Source organism: Jeotgalibacillus proteolyticus (genome assembly GCF_002926065.1).
Taxonomy (GTDB): domain Bacteria; phylum Bacillota; class Bacilli; order Bacillales; family Jeotgalibacillaceae; genus Jeotgalibacillus; species Jeotgalibacillus proteolyticus.
Map to the genome: position 1 here is coordinate 265289 of NZ_PREZ01000004.1, position 15392 is coordinate 280680.

Consider the following 15392-nt stretch of genomic DNA (forward strand, 5'->3'; position numbering starts at 1 on the left):
GGCAATGAAAGTAGATAAAAAGTTTGAGTGGAATTTTCATGAATTCATGCACAAAAAGGGGACTGAAACAAATTTTTGTCTCAGTCCCTTTTCCGGTTCACTGCGCTTCAGATGGACGCTTTCCGCGGGACGGGGCTTGAGCTAACTTGCTGCGCAAGTGGATCTCAAGCTCCCGTTTTCATCCCGCAGGAGTCGCCATCCTCCACTCCGCTCACCTCTTTTTTCTTAAACGAGTACTAAATTAAAATGTAGACTTCTTTCTTTTTCGTAACATTTTGTAATTCAATTCCTGCCTAAAGCATTCCACCACTCATTACTTCCTTTTAGAAGAGACACTATTTTTACTGTCCAGCAACCGCACGTCTGTTCACCACCCGCTGAAAGCCGTACATGCCGCTTGCCATCAGACAGACGGCGATTGAAACTGCACCGAAAAAGGGAGCTAGTGTTGGAATAATGATATACACCACTGCGAATGCCCCTGTACTTACCATCATAAAAAAGGTACAGAATGGCTGAGCGAAGGCAATTAAAAAAGCGTGGTGAAGCAGCCTTCCAACCGGCAGCTCAAAATGAACGTAAACAGGAAAGATATAGAGCAGGATAAGCATAAAAAGGAGAAGCAGCACAATGAATGGAATAAGCAACAGCATCTGCATCTCCCCTTGTACGGAAAAGACAAACCGGAAATCAAGATAAAGAAGCAGACTGCCCAGATAAATAAGCACGCCAAGCTTGTTTGACTTTAGCCACTCCGATTTATAAGTCCGCCAAAACAGGGCGTAAACAGGCACTCCTTCTCTTTTCATCAGCCACTGTCTGATCACTGTAAACAGCGCAACCGTTGCTGGCATAATCCCAAGAAAGACAGCTCCTAAAAGCGTGAAGCCAATCCATAGGATATTTACAAATGCGAGCCTCATGATCCATTCACAAACACGATAAAATCCTCCGATTACGCCCTCCTGCATCTTCTCACCTTCTGTTATTGTTTATTTTGCTTCTTCAAGCCATAGAATGCTGGTAACGCCGCGCGGATAATATTTACTGCCGGCAATTTCTCCTCCAATAATCTGATCACTCCAGCTCCAAACCGATAATGTCGGATGGGTCAGCCATTTGACATGAGCAGCATCTGCCTCTGCTCCTGCTTCATCCCATTCTTCCTGTAAAATCTCTCTTGCGATAAACTGGCAGAGATAAATTTTACTCAGCCATGAATTATTGCTTGTTGAGGAAATTTTCCATCCGCCGTCTTCAAACAAACAGTCTTCTTTCGTTAGTACCGTTTTAAAATGATGCTTAAGCGCCTGGATATATTCACCGAATCTACCTTCCGGGTCCAGCGCTTCCTTGCAATTTGTGTAATAAGGGAAAATTAATCCTTCAATTGCCGGGATGATTCTAGAATCATTTCCTTCCCCCATGACAGCGGGAATATAGCCTTCTGCCGTTACATGACCAACAATGGTCGCAGCACATTTCACTGCCTGAGCTCCGGCTTCCTCTGCAAGGTTTGAGCGATCATTTTCGTTAAACAGTTTTTCTAAAGCGAGATAACTTGCCCAGCTTTTCCCTGCCAAATACAAATTATTTCTTGCCTGGCCTAATGACACATCCAGGCTGTCATAGGTGGTGATTTCTGCTCCGCCCATTGCACGGGTTGAATCAAGGGCCATAACCCCGTTTCGTTTATCCCGCTCTGGATGATCCCGGTTTAACATACTCTGAAAACATTGTTCGAAAATAGGAAGGTTTTCATCAAGCCAGGCTTGATCCCCGGTTTGCTCAACATAGACGGCTGCACATAACACCCAATTCACAAGCTGCTCATGGGTCATATGAGAAAAACAGCCATCTAAGCCGTAGAGCTCATAAGAGGAGTATCCCGGTCTTGAGAAGGTATTGGCAACACCCATATCATGTGTGAAGCTGAGGCCGCCCGGATACACTTTCTCTTCACCCGGAAAGCGAACCTCATCCTCATAGCTGTAGCGGCTCACAAATAAATCAAGTTCATTTTTTACCGTCCACGGATTCATTTTCAATTCAAAAAAGAGCTGATCGACGGTTAGATCAAATGTATTCATCATCCGGTATTCGCCTTCATTGACAACCCACAAAGGCTTTCCGTCCTGCTCAAGCAGCTGAGTACAGCCGTAATAGCTTCGGATCGAATGAGCCATCATAAAGCGTTGATCCTCTGATAAATGCTCCGCTTCGTCAACGAGCCTGTTTGCTATCTCTGCCCCTTCAATCCAATCCTCAGCATGATCAAGCGAATACTGAACGACTTCTTCTATGTTTGAAAACAGTCTTGTGTACCAGTAGCTTGTATCCATCCCTGCAGTTACAAGGCCTCCACGGTAAAAGCTCAGCGTGAAGGTAAAAGTCTTTTTCTCACCTGCCGGCACATCCATAATTAAGGCACCAACCGGTCCTAAGCCAAATGCCCAGTTTTCTTCAAACGGCGTCGTTAAAATGTTTTCGAGGCTGAAATGCATGGCAGAGCGTACGCCTGAATCCTTCGATGCAAGAGCTGTAAAACGTCCCTGTCCGACCCCGGCAATTCCATCACATGTGTCATCAAGCCTCCGTACTGAAGTATAAGGATCGGTTCCCTGATAGCCGAAAAAAGCACGTCTTGATTTTGTTCCTGTCTCATTATCAACCGTCAGCTGTGCGATGACGCTAGGGGCGATGACGCTTTTCATTTCTTCATCAGTTGCATGATCAGGTGAAGGCACGGATTCTGCTTTCGTAAAAATCGTAAATTCTAGGTCCCCTGCTTTCCACGTATCAGTTCCCAAACGAAAATCTCTTTTTACATTCTCTCTTGCAAAAGGAAAAATGATTTTAGGTTTATCTTGATCGGGATCCGGATTTTCAATATCATACCGCTTGCTTTCTTCATCGTCCCCCGCATCAAAGAAAGGAAAAGCTTCATATGTCCCTTCTTTATTAAGGGTTTCAGTTCCAATATAAATATTTTGTCTTGGCGACCGGCCAAGCTCGATGTCAAATCCTCCCCCGCTGCCTCCAAAGCCAAGCGTAAAGCTTGAAAAGGCCCCAATTGGAGAATGGTGGGCATTAAAAAATTCATTTTTGCTCAAAGTCCGTCATCCTTTCGCTGCAAGTTATCCTTTTACTGAACCAGCTGATATCCCTTCAACAATCCGGTTGCTTAAAAACAGAAAAGCAAGCAGGATCGGGATAATGCTGATCATTAACGTGGCGCCAATCGCTCCCCAGTCAGTCATGTACTGTCCGATGAAGTTCTGGATTCCCACCGTTAGGGTTTTAAAATTATCCGAGCTAATAAAGGTGTTTACAAAAACAAATTCATTCCAGTTATAAATCATATTGATAATCGCTGCAGTCGCCATGACAGGAGCCGTCATCGGAAGCGTCACCTGGAAGAAAATCCGGTGAATGGATGCGCCGTCCATAATCGCCGCTTCCTCCACTTCACGTGGCAGCACCTGATAAAAACCAAACAGGATCATAATCGTGATTGGAAGGTTAAACGCTGTGTAGGTCAAAATGAGTGACAGCGGATGGTCAATCAGACCAAGAGATGAAAAAGTGCTGAACAGCGGAATTAAGGTGGAATGAATCGGAATCATTAACCCAACCATAAATAATCCTAAAACGAGGCTGCTCAATCTCCACTTCATCCGAGTAATCGCAAATGTCACCATGCTTGCAAGGATGACCGTTAAAATAACGGATGAGGCCGTGTATAAAACACTGTTTAAAAAGTATTGGCTGATATTTCCCTCTGTCCACACATTCACGTAATTTTCCCATTTCGGATTAGTTGGAATGGCAAAAGGCGAAAGCTCAAATACCTCCTGATTATTTTTCAGTGAAAACAGAAACAGCCAGACGAGCGGAAAAATCTGAAACACGGCGACAACACCTAATAGGAGATAAATCAATGCAAGACCGATTTTGTAGCCAAAGCCGTTTGAGCTCCGTACTTCGTTTTTCCTTACCTGTTTTTTCTTTACTGGCTGGGTTGGGGGTGCTGCAGGCTCATGATTTTCCACAATTTCTTTTCTCATTCTTAGAGCCTCCTTAATATTGAATTTCTTCTTTTACTGCTGTTGCTTTACGGATGATCCATGTGATAACCAGACAAATAACTAATAAAAAGAATCCGATCGCACTTGCATAACCAAAGTCAAAGCCGCGGAAAGCATGACCGTACATATAGGAAGCCATTACTTCACTGGCACCATTCGGTCCGCCGTTTGTCATAATATAAATTAAATCAAAGTATTTTAATGAACCGACAACCGCCAGTACGATCGTTACTTTAATAACGTTCATAATGAGCGGAATCTTAATTTTCCAGGCAATGTCCCATGCTGTCGCCCCGTCAATCCGCGCAGCCTCTATAAGTGATTCCGGGATGTTTTTTAATGCAGCATAGTAAATCAAAATATAAAATCCTGCATACTGCCAGATAATCGGAATAAAAATCGCAAAAAGGGCCAGGTTGGGATCAGCCAGCCACATCGGCGGCTCTTCAATGCCAATTGACATCAGCATGCTGTTTAGAATCCCGTTTGTCGGATGATAGATTTTCATCCAAAGCTGGGCGATTGCAACAGAGGCGAGAAGCATTGGAATTAAATAAATCTTTCGTAAAATGTCCGCTCCTTTAATTTTCCCGGCCAGCACAACAGAGATCATAAGGTAGCCGACTAAGCTTAATACCGAAAAGAGCGCCAGTAAAAATGAGTGGTAGGCACTGCTCCAAAACAATGAATCCTGAACCAGGCGCGAGTAATTGGTAAGTCCAATAAATTCTTTGCTTCCCATCCCGTTCCACTTCATCAGCCCGAAATAGCCGGTTTGAACAATTGGAATATAAATTAACGCGAGGAGAAGAAACAGGGCAGGAAAAATGTAAAGCATGATGACGCCTTTGTTAGACATCGCCTTGTCCATATCGGTCAATCCTTTCTTTAGGTACAAACTTTGATCAAAAATTTCATAAAGAAAAGACATATCAAAACAGGCAGATATGTCTTTTCCGTTTTCCTTTGCCTATTCTCTCGAAAGTGCATCCTCATGCTGTTTGGCAAAATCTTCAGGTGTTACTTCCTTGCCGAACAAAGATTGAATCAGATTCAAGTGAGTTTCAGCAACGGTTGCACTCATCTGAACATCTGCAAAAAGAGTCAGATTGCTGGCGTTATTCAGTTCGTTAAGGATATCGATATACATGTCAGGTAGATCTACAGATGCTGTGTCCACTTTTGTTGCTGGAATGACACCAGCTTCTGTAACTGCACGCTCGCCCCATTTTTCTACAAAGAATTTAACAAATGCTTTAGATTCTTCTTGTACATCAGAGTTTTCAGCCACAAACAATCCAACTCCCGGTCCGCCTACAAAGCTGTCAACGTCCCCTTTCCCGCCTTCTACAGTTGGGAATTTAAAGAATCCGATGCTGTCGCGGAACTCCTGAGGAACATCTTCATTTGTCGTGTAGTTAGGCAGCTCCCACGTACCCATCATGTACATGGCTGCTTTACCGTTCATAAATTCAGATTTCCCTTCGTCATTTGACAGTCCATTGAAACCGCGGTTAAACGCATTGTTATCGACAAGCTTTTGAATTTCTTCTGCAGCACTTACTAGAGCAGGATCTTCAAATGTACCTTCTCGGTTAATTGCGCTTGTTAACACTTCAGGTCCGCCAAAACGGTCTGCAAAATACATATACCAAAGAGATCCTGTCCAGCGATCCTTGTTTCCTAGTGCAATTGGTGCAACACCATTATCAGTAAGCGTTTTCACGATTTCCTGAAATTCTTCATATGTTTCAGGAACTTCAAGACCGTATTCTTCAAAGATGGCTTTATTGTAATAAACAGGTGCAATATTCAGCTCAAGCGGCAAACCGTACGTCTGGTCGTTGATTGCATACGCTTCAGTTGTGCCGGCTACAAAGGAATCTTGCAATCCGTCATTTAACACTTCATCAAGCGGTGCAAACAGTTCTCCTTCAACAAATGGCTGAAGGTAGCCAGCTGCCCATGTAACTCCTACGTCAGGCAGGTCATTGGATGAAGAAAGCACCTTAATTTTATTTTTATATTGCTCATTTTCAAGCACTTCTGTTTCAACTTTGATGCCTGGGTTTTCTTCTTCAAATTCTGCGATAATATCTGAAGTAATAAGATTATGCTGCTTTGCACTTCCCGTTGGCCATAAGTGCATGAACTTTATCGTTTTTTCCCCGTTACTTCCTGAATCCCCGGTCGCTTCGTTTGACGATGAACATCCAGCCATCACAACCATGAAGACCGCAAGCATTGCAACAAGTAATGTATGCGCTTTCTTTCCCATCTTTGTGTTTCCCCCTTTGTTTAGTAGAACTGCTTTAAGTTTAGCACCGTGCAATTCTTCCCGTAAGGTCACGGTGATTGGGGAAAATTCCACTTTCTTTAGATCGAATTTTCTGTCACCTTAACGACTTGCGGTATGCTCCCGGAGTCATGCCCTCGTATTCTTTAAAAATCTTATTAAAGTATTTTGCTGTCTGATACCCTGATTCCTCAGCAATCTGTGCGATTGGCAGCCCGGTTGCAGCAAGAAGCTGCTTGGCATGTTGAAGCCGGATTCTGGTTACATACTCACTGAAGGTTAAACCGGCTTGCTCTTTAAAAAGGACGCTGAAATAGCTTGAATTCAGGTGCACATGGTCTGCCACTTCCTTTAAGGAAATCTGGCGGTGAATATGATCATCTACATAGCGGTACGCAGTCTTTACAGGGTTTTTCGCCTGCTCCTGCTCGCGGTTTACCTGCAGCAGCGTCAGGTCAGCTGATTTTTCGATAATACCGGCCCGTTCAATGGATTCTTCCTTCACGAGTGCCTCTTCCACCGCTTCGATCAGCTTTGCTTTTGATACTGGCTTAACGAGATAATTCAACACACCAAGTCTTATCGCCTCCTGAGCAAATTCAAACTGGGAATGCCCGGATATCATAAGCGTTACAGGCTGCTGGCCCGACTCTTTCATTTCTTTCACAAGCTCAAGTCCCGTCATTTCCGGCATGCAAATATCCGTAATTAAAATATGAATTTTTGTTTTTCCAGAATGTGCAAGCGCCTCCCCAGCTGTTGAGGCTGTTAAAATCTCATAGCGGCCATTTGACCATACTATCAGCGTTTTCCTGAGGCCTCTCCGGGTTGTTTCTTCATCATCAACGACCATAATGACCTTATTGTTCATAAAACTTCCTCATCCCTGTGAAATAGGGTAATTCAAACGAAACAGATGTCCCTTTTCCCATCTCACTTTTTATTTCAAGTCCATTATTTTCATGCCCTTCAAAATGAAGCTTCAGCCGCTTATGTACATTCGCCACCGCCACTCCATTTCCTTTGACAGAAGAGATCCCTTCTGTCTCCATCGAATTTTGGATCGCGCGCAGCACATGCTTTGGCATACCCGGTCCATCATCCTCTACTGAAAGAATTAAGCTGCTTGAGCGCATGGATGGCACGACAGTTATCGTTACATGACCTTTACCGGGTTTATTTTCAATCCCATGCATAATGGCATTTTCTACGATCGGCTGTATAATCAGCTTTGGTATTTTGACAGATTCATAGGATTTCGGCAGCGAAATGTTCCACTCAAGACGTTTTCCTACCCGCATCTTCATCAGCTGCATATACCGCTCCACATGATCAAGCTCTGTTTTCAGTGTAACCCACTCATCCTTTTTCGGTCCGCTGATCGTGTAGCGGAATAACTCGGACATTGCGAGCACATGATCAGCAAGCTCTTCCTCCTCTTTATCCTCAAGAAGCCAGTACAGGGCATTTAACGTATTAAAGAGAAAGTGGGGATTGATCTGCGCCTGAAGCGCCTTAAGCTCCGCCTGGTTTCGAATCAGCTCTTTTTCATACACCATCCGGATTAAATAATTCGTATGCTCAACCATTTGATTATAGGAAAGGTTCAATTCATTTATTTCTGCTGTTGAAGGATCAGCCGTAATCGGATAAAGCTCTCCTTCTCTTGCTTTTTTCATCGTTTTCGTCAGCTTTTGAATAGGATTCGTAATCACGGTTGAAAAAAGATAGGAGGAGATCGAAAAGATGACAAGACCTAATGCAGCTGAGATAAATATGATGGTGCCTAAAATGGAGGTTCCAGCAGTTAATGCCTGAACAGGTGTTGCAATCGCTACCCTCCAGCCCGTAATAGCAGACGTTTCCTGCACAAGAATATAATCCTGTCCATTCATTTGAACCGTCTGGCTATGCTGATTCAGCAGGGGTAAAATCGGCTCGTCATAATTTGAAGTAATCACCTGATCATTGCTGTCGAGTAAAATTTTATAGTCTTCTGAAGCGTTTCCGTTTGTTCCGTCTGAAAAGCTAAAATAAGCTGGATCAATCCGGACCACTAAATAGCCTCCGCTTGAAAAGCTCCGATCTACCAGGCTGACTCTGCGAATAGCTAAGAGAGAATCCGGAAAATCCGGATCATTGCCCACCCATATTTGCCGCCCCTTTGCCCGCTCCGCCTCTTCAACCCATTTCCAGTCAACCCGGTCAAGAAGGCTCGTATCATCGATTGGGAAAAGCCGTTCGTTTTGAGCAGAGTACAGCTCAAACGACTGGATGCCGTCAGAATAGGCCTGAAACGTATTGCCAATCGTTAAAAGAGATTGCCTTTGCTGAAATGTCGCCTCTTCTCCTTCCGCCAGTCTGTATAAAAGCTGCTGGATCGCTGGATTTGTGGCAGCCTGTGTCGTTAACAAATCAATCTGTTTATATAAGGTGTCCATTCTCCCTGACGCCTGGACCGCTGTTTGCTGGAGCTGTATTTCTGCATTATCCTTAATTAGTGTGCCGCCAAAATGATACGTCATAATTGCGACAAACGACAGGACGATGGTCATTACCGCTAAAAAAACAACTAGAATCTGATTGCGGAGTGTATTGTATTTTGCAAGATGCGCTTTCATCTACACCAGTCCCCATAAGGTCTTTTTTTCTAACTTTACCAGATGAGAGATTATTCGAATAGTAGGGAATGTATTTTGATTTTGACCGAAAAAAGAGAGAATTTCTTAACAATGAAATTACTGTGAGTATCCTTTATACTGAATCTACTAAACTTAAAGGAGAATTCGATGAGTAAAGAGATGGAAGATTTCATCATACAGAATTACCAGCGTGAAGAGAAAATGATGATTCTCGTATTCGCCCAGTGGTGCGTGAACCACGACCTGGATCCGAAGGAATTGTATTTAGATGCCTATCCTAACCAGGCGGAGAACCAGGAATTAAAGGATGCCATCGATTTGACTGTTCCAAAGGATGAAGCAGGTGAGATTCCGGATGATACAGTGATGGGAGTTCTTGCGATGTTTGAGAATGATGACTTGGCATTTGTGGTGTCTGAGGAAATAGCGAAGCGGAATAAGAAGAAGAAGTAACATAGAAAAGAAGGTGAGACTCAATTGGGTCTCACCTTCTTTTATCCGGTTCACTGCGCTTCAGATGGACGCTTTCCGCGTGGCGGGGCTTAAGCTAACTTGCTTGCAGTAAGTAGATCTCAAGCTCCCGCTTCATCCCGCAGGAGTCGCCATCTTCCGCTTCGTTCACCTCACGTTTTTAAATTTTTTTAGTTTCTCTTGTTAATTTCTTTTATCATAGAATGTTCCGTCACGATCGACCTGGTCGTATGGGTTAATGTATCGTTTCATATTGGTTTTCTTGGAGCGTAAATGCCCCATTTCACTTTGTACCTCATTGCGATTTTTATGCAGCGCTTTTTCGATTTGTGTGTTTAACGTAATGATCTGCTTTCCCATTTCTTTTTCCTCGTCTGTGAAGGGCTCTTTAATGGCAGGCAGGATTGCTTCCCTGCGGTTAAAAAGCTCATTCATCTGAGCAACCCATTCGTCTCCTGGTTTTTCCGATCCATTTAAAATAACGGTATAGAGCGCTTTTGTCACGAGAAGGCATTCTTCTACCGCACTCATGCGTGATTTCCTGCTCCAAATTGCTTTTGTCTTTGGGTATGGATAACCGTTTTCCACGTATCGCGAAGCTCTGTCATCATCCCCTCAGCCTCATCTAAAATCACAGGGTCATTATTAATATTCGCTTCCATTAACCGGCGATTCACATAATCATAAATTGCAAGAAGGTTTTCAGATACAGCAATATCCATATTTAAGGTGACCATAAATTCCTGGACGATTTTCTGTGCCTTTTGGATAGATTCATTTCTCTTCTCGATATTTTCATCCTCAATCGCAAGCTTTGCCTGATTGATAAATTTAATGCAGCCGTTGTACAGCATCAGGGTCAGCTCGCCTGGGCTTTTTGTTGTTACACTGTTTTGCTGGTATGCAGCATATGGGTTATTGACAGCCATGTTGACACTCCTTTTCTTGCCTCATTACATTCCACTACTGAATGCATTCATTAAATAAGCAGACTGTGAATTAGCTTTTTGAATCGCTACTTCCATTGCCGTAAATTGCTTGTAGTAGCGGGATTCAAGTGTAGTTAATCTGTTTTCAAACCGTTTAATTTGATCGTTCATGTTTTCGAGGTTGCGGCCAAGTGTGTAGGAAGTTCCTGCACTCGTATCCCGACCCGCTCTTGTAATAATATCGTTTCGGGTCGAGGCGATCGTTTCTCTTAATCTTCTGCCAAGCCCCTGCTCGCTTTTATTTGTGCTGTCCTTCGCAAAAAGATCGTATACAGAGGTAGGATTTTCTGTAATCGCTGCTCTTAGCTTATCTTCATTAATGACCAGCTTACCGCCGTCCAGATAATTGTTCGAAGTGGTAATTCCGATCTGTGCTAATTGCGAAGCTCCGCCAAGTCCTGAAACCGTGCTATATAAATCCTGTCTCATTTTGGAAAGTGCACTGTTTAAAACAGGATCGCTTCTTAGTGTTCCGCTCTTTGCCTTTTCATCCCACATTTCCGCTTCTTTTTCTGTAAGTTCTGAGCGCTGAGCATCAGTGAGGGGAGGAAAATCTCTGTACTTTACTTCTTTCGTCATCTTTTGAATTTCTTCAATGAGTTTATTGTATTCATCCGTAAATTTAACGATGGATTCCAGGATTTTTTCCGTATTTGGCGAGGAACTGAATTGGACATCCTTATTTGTCGCCTCTGAAAGTGTAAATTCAAACCCGTTAAGCTGAAACTTATTTGTCAGCCGCTCGGTTTCAAGCCCATTGTAAGTGAATTTTGCATTTTGTCCGGCTAGTCCCCGTCCTTCTTCTTCAGCCGTCCGATTATCCTCATCAAGCATTAAGGTATTTGTAAAAAAGTCACCTGTCAGCTTAATTTCAACATCACCGGATGCTCTGCCGCTTTGCTTGGAGGACAGAGAAACTGCTTTTGTAAACGAATCATAAAACATATTTACATTTGAGTTTTTATTGATTTTATCAATGACTGAATTCAGTGATTCCTTGGAAGGGTCAAAGGTTAAGGTATAGCCTTCAGGATCCAAGACCCCATCCGCATTTATCGTCTGGATGGTGATCGTCTGCTCTCCGGTTACCTTTGAATCAAGCTTCGCAGCAGGGTCGATCTTGAGATCTTCAGCACTTTTCATATTCGCTGCTCTCGAAAGCTGACTGACACGTATCGTTCCACTCATGTCACCAGTTGCAGTGAGACTTCTTATTGAGACATCACTTGAAGTAGTCGTAACCGTTTTTTGAGCAAAGGTCGCGGGACGCAGGACTGTATCAAAAACGAGATTGCTGAAATCGTTTAACTTCCGATTCAAATCTCTGTAATTATCCCGCTGCCATTCCATATACTGTTTTTGCTGATTAAGCTTATCAAGCGGTATGCGGCTTGCATTCATCATTTGCTTAACAATTGAGTCAACATCCATTCCGCTTGCTAATCCGTGTACTCTCATACCCATACTCTTTCACATCCTTTTAGCTCTTCTTATCTACGATAATGCCTAGTAGTTCTTTCATAGAGGCGTTCAAATCCAGCATGCGTTTCGTCGGAATTTCCCGCACGATCTCACGTGTCCGCTCGTCGACGACGGTCACATAGTATTCATTTAATTTCTCATGGTATTCAAATTTAATATGCGTTGGTGATGGAGATGCTGAAAGAACTTCATTCATACTTTTAACAATTTTATCTGCCTTATCTTTATCGATCCGTGATGAAGAGGCAGCGCCATGATAAAGCTCCACTTCCTCATTTACTGTTCGGGTCTGTTTAGCAGCAGGGGCAGTATTCTGTGGTGATAGACGCGAAGAAAGATCAATCGGGTGTAGGGAAGGAATACCCTTTTCCATCATGACACCAGCCCTCTTCTCTTTTCTTTTATATCGGCATTATGCGTGGGATGTTGAATAGTTAGTAGGGTTTATAAGAGGTTTATTACTATTATTTATAGATGAAAAATTTGCCTAAGTCTATTAGACCCGGTTCACTGCGTTTCAGGTGGACGCTTTCCACGGGGCGGGGCTTGAGCTAACTTGCTTCGCAAGTGGATCTCAAGCTCCCGCTTCCTCCCCCTGGAGTCGCCACCTTCCACTTCGTTCACCTAAATTTGTTATATATACCTATTTTTAATTAAATTGATTTTTGGATAATCAAGAACATCTTACTAGGTTAAGAACATTAATAGTTATTTCATGGCATAAAAAAAGGAGGGCCGAGGGCCGCTCCTTTAAAAAGATTAACGTAGTAATTGAAGAACACCTTGTGGCTGCTGGTTTGCTTGTGCAAGCATAGCCTGTGCAGCTTGAGCAAGAATTGAATTCTTCGCTTGGTTCATCATTTCTTTCGCCATGTCAACGTCACGAATACGAGATTCAGCCGCTGTCAGGTTTTCAGAAGATGTATTCAGGTTGTTGATTGTGTGCTCAAGACGGTTTTGGTTAGCACCAAGTTTTGAGCGTTCAGCGGATACTGTTTCGATAGCTGAGTTGATTGTAGTGATTGCTGAGTTAGCAGCTTCTTGGGAAGAAATGTTAATTCCAGTAAACCCTTCTGCATCTTCCACTAATTTATCTGAAGAAGCTAAAATCAACTCGTTGGAAGTGCTATAATAACCAGCTACTGAAGCTTCTGTTGCAGTAGTTCCATCCACATCATCTCCAACCGCGATAGCATCTTGCCACGTAGCTACCTCATTATCAGCTCCATATGTGATAGTATCTCCATCGGTACCTACAGTGTAAGATACACCTACCTCAAGTGATTGAGAGTCCATACCACTAATGCTTAATGAAATGTTCTGGTCAGCATTAGCTCCGATATGAAATTTCCCTTCAAAATTACCATCCAGCAATTTCCGAGTATTAAACTCAGTATCATTAGCAATACGTGTAATTTCTTTTGCCAGTTCATTTACTTCTTTTTGAAGCTCCCCACGGTCAATATCCGTGTTCGTATCATTTGAAGATTGAACTGCTAGTTCACGCATACGCTGTAGAATGTCATGAGTTTCGTTCAAAGCACCCTCAGCAGTCTGGATCATAGAGATTCCGTCCTGAGCGTTTTTAGAAGCCATGTCCAAACCGCGTACCTGAGCGCGCATTTTTTCAGAAATTGCAAGACCAGCAGCGTCGTCGCCTGCTTTGTTGATGCGGATTCCTGAACCTAATTTCTCCATTGAACCAGCTTGAGCAGTATTAGCATTTGCTAACTGACGGTGAGTGTTTAAAGCAGCAATATTGTGATTGATAATCATGAGTATTTTCCTCCCTGAATTTGTCGCAAACATCCTTGTTTGCGATAAGTATAGTTTTTTGAGCAAGTGAGAAGCGGCCGCTTTCCTTTTGCTTACACTTCTAATATCGGAGAGGTTTGAAAGAAGTTAATAGGTTCAGAGAAAAAATTATTTAAATTACCGGGACTTTTATCATAAAAGTCCTGTGACATAAATGTGAAAGGGATTTATATAGATATTACGAGGTGAACGTAGCGGAAGAGGGCGACTCCAGCGGGATAGAGCGGGAGCTTGAGATCCACTTGCGCTAGCAAGTTAGCTCAAGCCCCGCCCCGCGGAAAGCGCCCTCTGAAGCGCAGTGAACCGGCTTTACCCTTCGAATAAAAAAAGCGCGCCTCATCCTCAAGGCACACTCACTTCTTACCCAATAAATTAAACACATCCGCAACCCCAACTGAAGCCGACTCGTTTTCCTCCTGAATGCTCAGGTAGATTTCCTTGCGGTGAATATCCACATGCTTCGGAGCGTCGATGCCAAGCTTCACCTGGTCGCCGTTTGTGCTGACGATCGTGATTTCGATGTCATCGCCGATTTTTATTGCTTCACCTGTTTTACGTGTCAATACTAACATGCTTCACTCACTTCCTTTCAGCGATTGATGCATGATGGGTTCACGTGTTGAGTACTCACTGCTTGTTAAGATTACTTGTTTTGCTTTTTGGTTTGCGGTGTTAAACACAACCGGCGCCTGCAGATTGGCTGTTGTTTTTTCAAAAGGCTCCTGAACATTTAAAATGACGAGAATCATTGCGTCCTCTGGCTTTTCAAGCTGGAGTGCTGTAACGGTGGCATCCTCAAGCTTAAATTGATAATCGCCGACGAAGGTAAACGGATTTGTTACGACAAAGCCGAGTCCTGGAGTAGTAGTGGATTGAAGCACATGAAATAATTCGTTTTCAGGGAAAGCAAGTAAGATAAATTCCTTTTCGTCCAGAAAGCCCGGTATCCCTGCTTCAAAGCGCCATACATCTTCTATTGCAGCTTCCACAGGACCGTGGTATTTTGTTTGCAGCGTTCTCATAGCTTCCATTCCTTTTTTGTTAGATTTCCAGATTAATCGCATGGATCTCAAGTGATTCCTTTTGTTTCATATGAAATGAAACCGTACCTGGCTGATACTGAATAAGAGGCTTTTGCACGCGGGCATCCATTTGGACCTTTTGCGGGGTTACTTGAATATCAGGTTTTATTGGCTGATACTTCAATTTAACACTAACCGGAGGCGGAATGAACCCTATATTGGAGAATTTCATGGGTAGGTCGCTTCTCTGCCTGGCAATTCGGCTGACTGCGTTTCCTCCATTTTCAATCTCCATTAACTGCGTTCCTTCTCTTGTTCTCCTGCTCGTCCCGGCATAGGCCTCCTGGATTCCTTTTCTTGCCTCGTCAGCAATCTGCTGTGACGTTGGCTTTAGCCCTGTTGCAGCCCAGGCCTGTGACTGGTCGATCGTCAGAATGCCTTTCGGAGAACGGATACTCATTTCTGCTTTAGGCGACTGAAGATTCAGCTCTGCTTTTGGCTGACGGATTGATTGCGAAGACTCTGTATGATTAATGCCAAGAATTGCAGGACTCGATTGCATGCGCAGCTGTGTGATTTGCATGTGA

At 43.4% G+C, this 15392-nt stretch carries 16 protein-coding genes; 1 reads left to right on the forward strand and 15 read right to left on the reverse strand.

Annotated elements, in window-relative coordinates; all coding sequences use genetic code 11:
- Positions 1–341: 341 nt before the first annotated feature.
- The 7 genes from C4B60_RS11645 to C4B60_RS11675 all read right to left on the reverse strand — a co-directional run bounded on the left by C4B60_RS11645 (position 342) and on the right by C4B60_RS11675 (position 9005).
- Positions 342–971, reverse strand: coding sequence for a YesL family protein (locus tag C4B60_RS11645; protein WP_104058179.1), 630 nt, complete (start codon positions 969–971; stop codon positions 342–344).
- A gap of 21 nt (positions 972–992) precedes the next feature.
- The gene (locus tag C4B60_RS11650; protein WP_104058180.1) at positions 993–3113 is read right to left on the reverse strand and encodes a glycoside hydrolase family 52 protein; all 2121 of its coding nucleotides are present in this window, start codon (positions 3111–3113) and stop codon (positions 993–995) included.
- Between the two features lie 24 nt (positions 3114–3137).
- Positions 3138–4067 (reverse strand): carbohydrate ABC transporter permease, encoded by a 930-nt coding sequence (locus C4B60_RS11655; RefSeq protein WP_104058181.1) that lies wholly within the window; start codon positions 4065–4067, stop codon positions 3138–3140.
- A 13-nt stretch (positions 4068–4080) separates the two neighbouring features.
- Positions 4081–4959, reverse strand: a complete 879-nt coding sequence (locus C4B60_RS11660) for a carbohydrate ABC transporter permease (protein ID WP_104058182.1) — start codon at positions 4957–4959, stop codon at positions 4081–4083.
- Positions 4960–5058: 99 nt separating this feature from the next.
- A complete protein-coding gene (locus C4B60_RS11665; RefSeq protein ID WP_104058183.1) occupies positions 5059–6366 on the reverse strand; it encodes an extracellular solute-binding protein in 1308 nt (435 codons plus the stop codon).
- A 115-nt stretch (positions 6367–6481) separates the two neighbouring features.
- On the reverse strand, positions 6482–7255 hold the full coding sequence (locus tag C4B60_RS11670) for a response regulator transcription factor (protein ID WP_104058184.1): 774 nt from the start codon (positions 7253–7255) through the stop codon (positions 6482–6484).
- Positions 7245–9005, reverse strand: a complete 1761-nt coding sequence (locus C4B60_RS11675; RefSeq protein WP_104058185.1) for a sensor histidine kinase — start codon at positions 9003–9005, stop codon at positions 7245–7247. The genes C4B60_RS11670 and C4B60_RS11675 overlap by 11 nt, the downstream gene beginning before the upstream one ends.
- Positions 9006–9173: 168 nt before the next feature.
- Between C4B60_RS11675 and C4B60_RS11680 the strand changes: the two genes are divergently transcribed.
- Positions 9174–9479: a hypothetical protein gene (locus C4B60_RS11680; protein ID WP_104058186.1), complete on the forward strand. Its 306-nt coding sequence runs from the start codon at positions 9174–9176 to the stop codon at positions 9477–9479.
- A gap of 201 nt (positions 9480–9680) precedes the next feature.
- Here C4B60_RS11680 and fliT read toward each other — a convergent pair whose 3' ends face one another.
- From fliT to C4B60_RS11720, 8 genes are all read right to left on the reverse strand, one after another.
- The gene (fliT, locus tag C4B60_RS11685) at positions 9681–10028 is read right to left on the reverse strand and encodes a flagellar protein FliT (protein ID WP_104058187.1); all 348 of its coding nucleotides are present in this window, start codon (positions 10026–10028) and stop codon (positions 9681–9683) included.
- A complete protein-coding gene (gene fliS / locus C4B60_RS11690; RefSeq protein ID WP_104058188.1) occupies positions 10025–10426 on the reverse strand; it encodes a flagellar export chaperone FliS in 402 nt (133 codons plus the stop codon). Before fliS ends, fliT begins: the two co-directional genes overlap by 4 nt.
- 24 nt (positions 10427–10450) lie before the next feature.
- On the reverse strand, positions 10451–11950 hold the full coding sequence (locus C4B60_RS11695; RefSeq protein ID WP_104058189.1) for a flagellar hook-associated protein 2: 1500 nt from the start codon (positions 11948–11950) through the stop codon (positions 10451–10453).
- 16 nt (positions 11951–11966) lie between these two features.
- On the reverse strand, positions 11967–12344 hold the full coding sequence (gene flaG, locus C4B60_RS11700; RefSeq protein WP_104058190.1) for a flagellar protein FlaG: 378 nt from the start codon (positions 12342–12344) through the stop codon (positions 11967–11969).
- Positions 12345–12727: 383 nt separating this feature from the next.
- On the reverse strand, positions 12728–13744 hold the full coding sequence (locus tag C4B60_RS11705; protein ID WP_104058191.1) for a flagellin N-terminal helical domain-containing protein: 1017 nt from the start codon (positions 13742–13744) through the stop codon (positions 12728–12730).
- Positions 13745–14136: 392 nt separating this feature from the next.
- Entirely contained in the window at positions 14137–14355 is a 219-nt protein-coding gene (csrA, locus tag C4B60_RS11710) for a carbon storage regulator CsrA (RefSeq protein WP_104058192.1), read from the reverse strand.
- A gap of 3 nt (positions 14356–14358) precedes the next feature.
- A complete protein-coding gene (fliW, locus tag C4B60_RS11715; RefSeq protein ID WP_245153954.1) occupies positions 14359–14847 on the reverse strand; it encodes a flagellar assembly protein FliW in 489 nt (162 codons plus the stop codon).
- Positions 14825–15388: a DUF6470 family protein gene (locus C4B60_RS11720; protein WP_104058193.1), complete on the reverse strand. Its 564-nt coding sequence runs from the start codon at positions 15386–15388 to the stop codon at positions 14825–14827. The genes fliW and C4B60_RS11720 overlap by 23 nt, the downstream gene beginning before the upstream one ends.
- Positions 15389–15392 lie beyond the last annotated feature (4 nt).

What these genes read in the sequence shown, in the direction of transcription:
- C4B60_RS11645 (WP_104058179.1), bottom strand. Translation starts at nt 971, where the DNA reads ATGCAGGAGGGCGTAATCGGAGGATTTTATCGTGTTTGTGAATGGATC.
- C4B60_RS11655 (WP_104058181.1), bottom strand. Translation starts at nt 4,067, where the DNA reads ATGAGAAAAGAAATTGTGGAAAATCATGAGCCTGCAGCACCCCCAACC.
- C4B60_RS11660 (WP_104058182.1), bottom strand. Translation starts at nt 4,959, where the DNA reads ATGGACAAGGCGATGTCTAACAAAGGCGTCATCATGCTTTACATTTTT.
- C4B60_RS11665 (WP_104058183.1), bottom strand. Translation starts at nt 6,366, where the DNA reads ATGGGAAAGAAAGCGCATACATTACTTGTTGCAATGCTTGCGGTCTTC.
- C4B60_RS11670 (WP_104058184.1), bottom strand. Translation starts at nt 7,255, where the DNA reads ATGAACAATAAGGTCATTATGGTCGTTGATGATGAAGAAACAACCCGG.
- C4B60_RS11675 (WP_104058185.1), bottom strand. Translation starts at nt 9,005, where the DNA reads ATGAAAGCGCATCTTGCAAAATACAATACACTCCGCAATCAGATTCTA.
- C4B60_RS11680 (WP_104058186.1), top strand. Translation starts at nt 9,174, where the DNA reads ATGAGTAAAGAGATGGAAGATTTCATCATACAGAATTACCAGCGTGAA.
- fliT (WP_104058187.1), bottom strand. Translation starts at nt 10,028, where the DNA reads ATGAGTGCGGTAGAAGAATGCCTTCTCGTGACAAAAGCGCTCTATACC.
- fliS (WP_104058188.1), bottom strand. Translation starts at nt 10,426, where the DNA reads ATGGCTGTCAATAACCCATATGCTGCATACCAGCAAAACAGTGTAACA.
- C4B60_RS11695 (WP_104058189.1), bottom strand. Translation starts at nt 11,950, where the DNA reads ATGGGTATGAGAGTACACGGATTAGCAAGCGGAATGGATGTTGACTCA.
- flaG (WP_104058190.1), bottom strand. Translation starts at nt 12,344, where the DNA reads ATGATGGAAAAGGGTATTCCTTCCCTACACCCGATTGATCTTTCTTCG.
- C4B60_RS11705 (WP_104058191.1), bottom strand. Translation starts at nt 13,744, where the DNA reads ATGATTATCAATCACAATATTGCTGCTTTAAACACTCACCGTCAGTTA.
- csrA (WP_104058192.1), bottom strand. Translation starts at nt 14,355, where the DNA reads ATGTTAGTATTGACACGTAAAACAGGTGAAGCAATAAAAATCGGCGAT.
- fliW (WP_245153954.1), bottom strand. Translation starts at nt 14,847, where the DNA reads ATGCGATTAATCTGGAAATCTAACAAAAAAGGAATGGAAGCTATGAGA.
- C4B60_RS11720 (WP_104058193.1), bottom strand. Translation starts at nt 15,388, where the DNA reads ATGCAAATCACACAGCTGCGCATGCAATCGAGTCCTGCAATTCTTGGC.